Annotated in this window: 5 protein-coding genes; all 5 read right to left on the bottom strand. The window is 46.5% G+C overall.

Features of this window, described 5'->3' with window-relative positions; genetic code table 11:
- Window positions 1-122 precede the first annotated feature (122 nt).
- Complete coding sequence (locus B2X00_RS10345; RefSeq protein ID WP_290487459.1) at window positions 123-344, bottom strand: DUF2835 family protein; 222 nt, start codon at window positions 342-344, stop codon at window positions 123-125.
- Window positions 345-379: 35 nt separating this feature from the next.
- Complete coding sequence (gene pepN, locus B2X00_RS10340) at window positions 380-2992, bottom strand: aminopeptidase N (RefSeq protein ID WP_290487458.1); 2613 nt, start codon at window positions 2990-2992, stop codon at window positions 380-382.
- A 9-nt stretch (window positions 2993-3001) separates the two neighbouring features.
- Window positions 3002-4465: a Na+/H+ antiporter NhaC gene (gene nhaC, locus B2X00_RS10335; RefSeq protein WP_290487457.1), complete on the bottom strand. Its 1464-nt coding sequence runs from the start codon at window positions 4463-4465 to the stop codon at window positions 3002-3004.
- A 12-nt stretch (window positions 4466-4477) separates the two neighbouring features.
- Window positions 4478-5860: a sodium-dependent transporter gene (locus tag B2X00_RS10330; protein ID WP_290487456.1), complete on the bottom strand. Its 1383-nt coding sequence runs from the start codon at window positions 5858-5860 to the stop codon at window positions 4478-4480.
- Window positions 5861-5984: 124 nt separating this feature from the next.
- On the bottom strand, window positions 5985-7668 hold a 1684-nt coding region (locus tag B2X00_RS10325; RefSeq protein WP_290487455.1), incomplete at its 5' end, for a carboxy terminal-processing peptidase.

The raw sequence follows: 7668 nt of genomic DNA, 5'->3' as shown, positions 1-7668 counted from the left end.
TTGATGTTATTGTCGGACATTTAGCGCGGGCTTTCAACGCATATTCGTGCAATAAATGAGTGTTTAGACCAGCGTAAATTAAAGCTTATGAAAAATAACTTAATAACTATCCAAAATAAGGGCTAAAGACGCTTCAGGGATACGAATTTATTATTGTTATCAAGCTGGATAATGAACCGGCCGGATACGCCAGTTGAGTCAACGAAAGGAACCATACGACCTGCCGGAATGGCAATTCGTACGTTAGTATCAGACAGTACAACTAAATGTTGGGCGCCACCACCGTAATAAATATCGATAAATTCCTGATACGACATAGAAATTGAAAAACGATATTCAATCACAGGATAACCCCCAACTATCTATTTGGTTAAAATAGTTATGCAGCTAAACTATTTTCAATTTTTTCTTGTAAATCACTGGCTAAGTTCGGCAACGCTTGGATTTTCTCCAGTTGTTGCTTCATCAGCGCCTGTCGCTCGGCATCATAACGCTTCCATGACATAAAACTCGAAATTAAGCGCGAGGCGACTTGCGGATTTTTATCATTCAATTGGCAAATCACATCACCAATTAACGTATAGCCTGCCCCATCAAATTGATGGAATCGCGCGCTGTTTTGCGTGAACGCTGCCAACAACGAATAAATTCGATTCGGGTTATCCAGGCTAAAATCTGGATGCTTCATTAACGCCTTGATGTTAGCGATTGTGCCATCGGTGTCCGCCAACGCTTGCGTTTGGAACCATTTATCCATGACCAATTTATCACCGCGCCATTGTTTATCAAATGCTTCGACTAAAGTCGTCGAGTTCGACGCATTACCCCAGACGGACGCCTGCAGAGCGGCGAGTCGATCAGTCATATTGGTAGCGTTATCGAACTGCGTTTGGCTTAGGTTTACGTAATTGTCACCGGCTACGGTGAGATAACCTAACAGCACATTTTGCAATTGCCGCAGTGCTATATCTTCACCTGCTAAGCGGTAGTCACGCTGCTGTAGTTCATCATAAATAGCGGCATAACGTGCACTCATCGTGCCGTGCAACTGTTCAGCCAACTGACGTTTTAACTGTCGCAAGTTATGAACAATGGTATCGATCTGAATGGTATCGAAATACTCGCCGACAGTTGCTGCATTCGGCAATGTTAATGTTAACGCAATCAGCGCCGGGTCAGTGTCTGATGTAATCAACCGTTCACAGGCATCAACGAGCGCCTGATCTACATCCACCGTCGACTGCGATTTAACCGCATCAACGACACGACGGGTAAAGAGCTGCTGTGCAGCATCCCAACGACTTACTGGATCGTCTGCATGAGCCATTAAGGTCAACATCGCTTGCTCAGGTAAGTTGCGTTGCACTTTAACGGGTGCAGAAAAGTCGTCAAATACCGAAACAATCGGCGCTTCGTCAGATGCTAACTGCTGTGAGAATTCGCCATTGATATAAAAAGTTTGACGCTCTTCAGTCAGCTCTAACAGGTTTTCAGCGAGCGCTATGCGCTCACCCTTAGGAGCGTACGCCGAGACACGCATTGGAATATGCATAGGCCGTTTTTCCGCCTGACCGGGCGTAGCCGGAACCGTCTGACGCGTGTTGATCACCAGTTGCTGCTTTTCAGTATCAAACGCTGTTTCAACCTCGACGCTCGGCGTTCCCGCTTGCTCATACCAACGGCGGAAAACGGATAAATCACGTTGATTCGCATCTTCCATCGCTTTGACAAAATCTTCGCAGGTTACTGCCGCCCCATCGTGGCGTTCCACATACAGCTGCATGCCCCGTTGAAAACCCGCTTCGCCTAGCAAGGTATGCATCATACGAATAACTTCCGCGCCTTTGTTATACACAGTCACCGTATAAAAGTTATTCATTTCCACAACTTTGTCAGGTCGAATCGGATGCGCCATAGGTCCCGCATCCTCAGTAAACTGGTGACTACGGATGATTTTGACGTTTTGAATACGGTTAACGGCGCGTGAACCTAAGTCAGAACTAAACTCTTGGTCACGAAATACCGTTAGACCTTCCTTCAGCGAAAGCTGGAACCAATCGCGGCACGTAATACGGTTTCCCGTCCAATTATGGAAGTATTCATGACCGATCACCGATTCGATATTTAAAAAGTCTTGGTCGGTACCCGTTTTGGGGTTGGCAAGCACATATTTAGAGTTAAAGACATTGAGTCCTTTGTTCTCCATAGCGCCCATATTGAAGAAATCGACCGCGACAATCATGTAAATGTCGAGGTCGTAAACAAGACCAAAGCGCTCCTCGTCCCAACGCATCGCATTTTTTAAGGACACCATCGCGTGCTCACTGCGATCTAAGTTACCTTTATCGACAAATAACTGTAGCGCGACTTCGCGTCCTTCGCGCGTCACGAAGGTGTCCTCGAGTAAATCAAAATCACCACATACCAAAGCAAATAAATAACTCGGTTTAGGGTATGGGTCATGCCAAGTGACAAACGGCTTGCCTGCCTCCTCACCGCGTTCGATGCTGTTGCCATTCGCCAAAATGTGAGGATAGTCGCCGTTCGGTGCGATGACTTTGGTGGTGAATGTCGCCAACACATCGGGACGGTCTAAATAGTACGTTATACGGCGGAAGCCCTCTGCCTCACATTGGGTGCAAAAAGTGCCTTCCGCTAGATAAAGTCCTTCCAGTGCTTTGTTAGTGGATGGGTCTAACGTATTGACGACTGTCAGCGTAAACTCATTTTGCTCAACCTCAACGCTCAGCGTCGAGTCAGTCACTGCGTAGTCTGAGGCATCCAGTGTTTGGTCGTTTAAAACAACCTTTTCGAGCGCTATGTGCTCGCCGTCAAGCACCAACGCATCACGGTGATCGCCTTGGCGCTTTATTTTCATGGTGTTAGTAATGCGTGTTTGTGTCTTATCCAATTCAACAACTAAGTTCACCGTATCAATGGTGAACTTAGGTGCTTGGTAATCTTTACGATATTTCGCGTTTTTTTGTGACATAAACCCTCTTTACGACGTTTGAGTATTTTCAGTCATCTCTGGCTGGCGATATAAAATGGTCCATCCGGTGTAAGCCAGTACAATCGCAATTAACGGTGTTAAGTAATTAAAGAATGCATAAATACCATAATCAAGTGGACTGACCGCCAATACACTAAACATATACGCGCCACAGGTATTCCATGGGATCAATGCTGAAGTCAACGTACCGCTATCTTCCAATGTCCGAGACAGTACTCGAGGATCCAAACCGCGACGTTGATACTCCTCTTTAAACATACGTCCAGGCAACACGATAGCCATGTACTGGTCGGCTGTTAGCACGTTTGCACCAAAACATGTGAACAACGTACCAGTAATCAAGCTGCCCACTGATTTTGCTGACTTTAGCATGCCTTGAATAAAGCGTTTCAGTAAGCCTAACTTTTCCATCACCGCACCGAATGTCATGGCACTTAGTATCAACCACAGCGTATTAAGCATGCTCGACATACCACCGCCGCTCAATAACGAATCAAGGTTTGTACTTCCGGTACTGACGGTCGTGCCATCAGACATGGCGAGCCAGATTACTTTCAGGTGCGATAAAAAGGTGTCATTACCACCTGCCATCTGTTGCACCATGTCGGGCTGAAAAATGAGTGCCCAAACGCCACCTAATAGTGCACCAAAAAATACGGTCGGTAGTGCAGGCTTGCGAGTTGCAGCTAAGAATAGCAAAACACCTAAAGGCACTAACATTGCCCAACCGATATTAAAGGTATTATCGAGCAGGCTTTGCATTTGATTCAGTTTCTCAAGCGAGACCGACGAGTCTGCGTTAAGCCCCAAGAATAGGAAAGTTGTTACTGAGATAATGAACGCGGGGCCAGCGGTATAACCCATATAGCGAATATGAGCGAACAATTCAGTACCGCTGACTGCAGGTGCCAAGTTTGTAGTATCGGATAACGGCGACATCTTATCGCCAAAATACGAGCCCGAAACAATAGCGCCGGCTGCGATAGCAGGGTCGAGTCCCATGCCCGAGGCAACGCCCATTAATGCCACACCGATAGTTGCAGCAGTGGTCCATGAGCTACCAATAGATAAGGCGATAATGCCGCAAATAATACAGCTAGCAGCATAAAAAAGCCCAGGGTTTAACAGCTCTAAACCGTAGTAAATCAGTGTCGGTACGGTACCAGAGAGCAACCAAGTGCCGATCAGTGACCCCACTGCAAGAATAATCAGCATGGCGCCCAGGGCAACAGATATCCCCTCTTGAATGCCTTTCTCTATCTGCTCCCAACTGAAACCATTCTTGAAGCCGATAATACAGGCAATACCTGCGGCTATCCAAAGTGCAATCTGGTTCGGTCCGTACGATGAGTCCTCACCAAAAAAATAAACAGACGAGGCCAACATAATGACCAGCGCAACGAGCGGAATCAATGCCTGAAAAAGCGTAGGCTGTTTTATTTGTTGTGTCATGAACGCGTTATCCTAGATCTCGATAATGCCAATAAGTTGAAGAAAGATAATAATGATAGCAATCGGTGCGACGTACTTAAGGCACAGATGCCAAACGTCGAACATGGTTTTACTCGTATCGAGCTCATCTTTAGCATTATCGCGCGTCATAACCCAACCCGCTAAAATCGCTAACAGCAACCCACCGAGAGGAAGCAATAGGCTCGATGTAAGTAAGTCAATCACGTCAAAAATGGAGTTCAGTGGCTTACCTAACCACTCAGTGCTGAGTTGTGCCCACGAACTGCCCGAAAAAGAATGAATCGTTAGTTGACCCAGTAACCATAATACACTGGCTGATATAATGGTTGATGGCCAACGCGATAAGTTGAATTTTTCTGAGACAAAAGCCACAGAAGCTTCGATCATTGCGATGGCAGATGTAAATGCTGCAATGACAAGCATAGTAAAGAAAATAGTCCCTACCCACTGGCCGCCAGGCATCTGCCCAAAGGCTAATGGCAATGTAGTGAAAATTAACCCGGGCCCCTCACTGGGTGTCAGATTAAAACCGAATACCAGAGGGAAAATAGCTAAACCAGCGATTAATGCGACAAGCGTATCAATTACAGCAATCCAAATACTGGTTTGTACTATAGAGGTTTCTTTCGGTAAGTAAGCGCCATACATAATGACAACGCCCGAAGCCAAACCCAGCGTAAAAAATGAATGTCCCAGTGCAATCATGACGCCATTAATCGATAGTTTGGAGAAGTCAGGTTTGAACATGAACTCAAATGCTTCGCCAAAGGCACCTATATTGCCGGCGTAGAATGCCAACGCAACTAATAGGACGAACATGGCAGGGAGCAAAAACCTCACAGAGCGCTCTAAGCCCTTATTCACGCCCTTACCAACAACAATAACAACACCCACTAATACCAGTGTATGCCACAACATCAGTTCGTTAGCCGATGACAGCATGCCGGTAAATAACCCACCGACCTGCTCCGCTGATGCGCCATTAAATGCGCCGCTACCCGCTTTAAACACGTAATCAAGCGCCCAACCCGCAATAACCGCATAAAAGCTCAATACCAAAAAGCCCGTTAACATGCCAAGCCAACCTGCAACTTGCCAATGTTTACTGCGTTTTGATTCGACTGCGACTTGCTCAGCGGCGTAGCCAGGAGAGTGGCGTCCACGGCGACCTATAACGACTTCCGCCATCATGATGGGAATGCCGATAAAGGCGATACAGAGTAGGTAAACTAAAACAAAGGCACCGCCTCCGTTTTCACCCATTACGTAAGGAAACTTCCAAATATTTCCGAGGCCCACGGCTGCTGCAGACGATGCCAGAATAAATGACAACCGACTTGACCAACGACTTGAAATTGATGCTGTGTTTTTCATTGTTGTTCTAGATCATTTTTTTAGTATAACGCGGTAGTTGACCACAAACTGCTTGGGTTGCCAAGCATACGTAAAAAAACCGCCACAAAGTGACGGTTTTTTAAGCGGTTCTATGAGCATTGGCTTAGTCGTTCTGTGCCAACTTGACGTCGTCAATAAACTCAAACGCAACCGAGATGGTTTCATCAAGGTAAGGATCAACCTCCAAGACCTCATCATCGACGTCATCGATGGATTCAACTGGCTCCATTCCCATACGCTTGAGACGTTCATTGACGCGCTGTAATCGTTCTTTTTTATCAGCGGCCTGCTCGTTCTCACGCTCTTCAAGGTTTAAGCTAACCCAGGTCTTTTCCATATTTTTGCGTAGTTCCTCAATATCTTTGAAAATATACGCAAACTCCGGATCTTTTTCTAAACGTTCATGAGCGTTCTTGTTTAACGACTGAATTTCAGCACTATCAAGATAACTGAAGGTATCATATTGCGCTGGCTTAATCTGATCCCACGGTAAAGCGTTATCTTCGCGGCTTTCACCCCACTCCGACGCTTCAATGTAAGAAGGTAATGTGACATCCGGCGCCACACCTTTTAATTGCGTGCTACCGCCGTCGATACGATAAAACTTAGCGATAGTGTACTGCACACTACCTAACGGTTCGCTAAAGAAATCGAAACGACGGTTTAAGCCGCGATGCTGTTGCACAGTACCTTTACCGAAGGTGTTTTCACCGACAATCAGTGCGCGTTTGTAGTCTTGCATCGCTGCGGCGAAAATTTCAGAAGCCGACGCACTATAGCGATCAACCAAGACCACCAGCGGACCGTCGTAGTAGGTCACACCATCACGATCTTTACTGACTTCAACATGACCGCGTCCGTCACTCACTTGAACAACCGGTCCTTGATCAATAAACAACCCGGTCAAGCTAATGGCTTCGTTAAGCGCACCACCACCATTACTACGCAAGTCGACCACGATCCCCTCAACTTCCTTAGATTTAAGGTCATCGAGTAGTTTCTTAACGTCTGCAGTGAGATTGTTATAAAAACCGGGGATTTCGATAACGCCCATTTTACGGCCTTTATTAGGTCCCTCGTCCGGCACTTCCACGTGCGCTTTGGCGGCACGGTCTTCAAGCTTTACTTTGTCTCGGACAATTTCGACGACTTTAGGTGTACCACCCACGCCTTGAGACGCTTCAAGCACTTGTAAACGGACTGACGATCCTTTGGGCCCTTTAATCATGTCGACAACGTCATCAAGACGCATACCAATAATGTCGACAAAATCCTCGGCGTCATCGCCAACACCTTGTCCTACGGCGATGATTTTGTCTTCAGGCGAAAGCTCACCCGTTTTATCAGCGGGCCCCCCCGGTACTAAGCTACGGATTACCGTGTAATCATATTCTGACTGTAAAACAGCACCAATGCCCTCTAGCTCGAGGTTCATATTTTGCTGGAAACGCTCAGAGTTAGCAGGTGATAGATAGCTCGTGTGTGGTTCGATTGAGCGAGCAAAGGCATTCATAATTGCCTGAAATGCATCTTCGCTTTTTGAGTTTGTTAGACGGTTAAGTGCGCTGTTGTAGCGTTTACCTAAGGTTTCAACAATATCAGGCCACTCTTTGCCCGCCAATTTTAAGTTAAGTGCGTCATATTTAACGCGTTTTTGCCATAACTCATTTAAAGCGTCTTCATCCTCCGCCCAATCGGCTTCTTCCCGATCGTAGTAATACTTTTCGCCCTCTTCATCAAAGCTCATAGGCTTGTCTTCATCGAGTAGCGACAGCGCGTATACGTAC

It is taken from the genome of Idiomarina sp. UBA3162 (assembly GCF_002364475.1).
In the GTDB taxonomy this organism is placed as follows: Bacteria; Pseudomonadota; Gammaproteobacteria; order Enterobacterales; family Alteromonadaceae; genus Idiomarina.
This window is presented reverse-complemented; position numbering and strand designations above follow the sequence as displayed.

Coding starts and splice junctions, on each gene's coding strand:
- pepN (WP_290487458.1), bottom strand. CDS start 2,992: ATGTCACAAAAAAACGCGAAATATCGTAAAGATTACCAAGCACCTAAG.
- nhaC (WP_290487457.1), bottom strand. CDS start 4,465: ATGACACAACAAATAAAACAGCCTACGCTTTTTCAGGCATTGATTCCG.
- B2X00_RS10330 (WP_290487456.1), bottom strand. CDS start 5,860: ATGAAAAACACAGCATCAATTTCAAGTCGTTGGTCAAGTCGGTTGTCA.